The sequence below is a fragment of the Nocardia callitridis genome, assembly GCF_039543305.1.
GTDB classification, from domain to species: domain Bacteria; phylum Actinomycetota; class Actinomycetes; order Mycobacteriales; family Mycobacteriaceae; genus Nocardia; species Nocardia callitridis.
This window is the reverse complement of sequence record NZ_BAABJM010000015.1, coordinates 1-624: the sequence shown is the minus strand read 5'-3', so window position 1 is coordinate 624 and position 624 is coordinate 1. Positions and strand designations below refer to the sequence as shown.

General features: G+C 64.3%; 1 protein-coding gene. It reads left to right on the top strand.

Translation table 11 applies throughout. The features are described from left to right. On the top strand, nt 1-624 hold a 624-nt coding region (locus tag ABEA50_RS30860), incomplete at both ends, for an NAD-glutamate dehydrogenase domain-containing protein (RefSeq protein WP_345500015.1).

The following is a 624-nucleotide window of genomic DNA, read 5'->3' as shown; positions in this document are numbered from 1 at the left end:
GATCGCCGAATTGCCGCAGCCGAGGCCGAAGTTCGAGATTTTTGTGTATTCGCCTCGGGTCGAGGGTGTGCATTTGCGTTTCGGTGCGGTGGCGCGTGGTGGTTTGCGGTGGTCGGATCGGTTGGAGGATTTCCGTACCGAGATCTTGGGTTTGGTGAAGGCGCAGGCGGTGAAGAACGCGGTGATCGTGCCGGTGGGTGCGAAGGGTGGTTTCGTGGTGAAGCGCCCACCCGCCACCACGGGTGATGCCGCCCTCGACCGCCGAGCCCTGCGCGAAGAGGGCATCGCCTGCTACCGCACCTTCATCTCGGGTCTGCTCGACCTCACCGACAATGTCGACCACAACACCGGCGCGGTGTTGCCGCCCGCCCGCGTGGTGCGTCGCGACGGCGACGATACCTACCTGGTGGTGGCCGCCGACAAGGGCACGGCCAAGTTCTCCGATATCGCCAACGATGTCGCCGGGCAGTACGGGTTCTGGTTGGGTGACGCGTTCGCCTCGGGTGGTTCGGCGGGGTATGACCACAAGGCGATGGGGATTACCGCGAAGGGTGCGTGGGAGAGCGTCAAGCGGCACTTCGCCGAGTTGGATCTCGATACGCAGTCCACGGATTTCACGGTGGT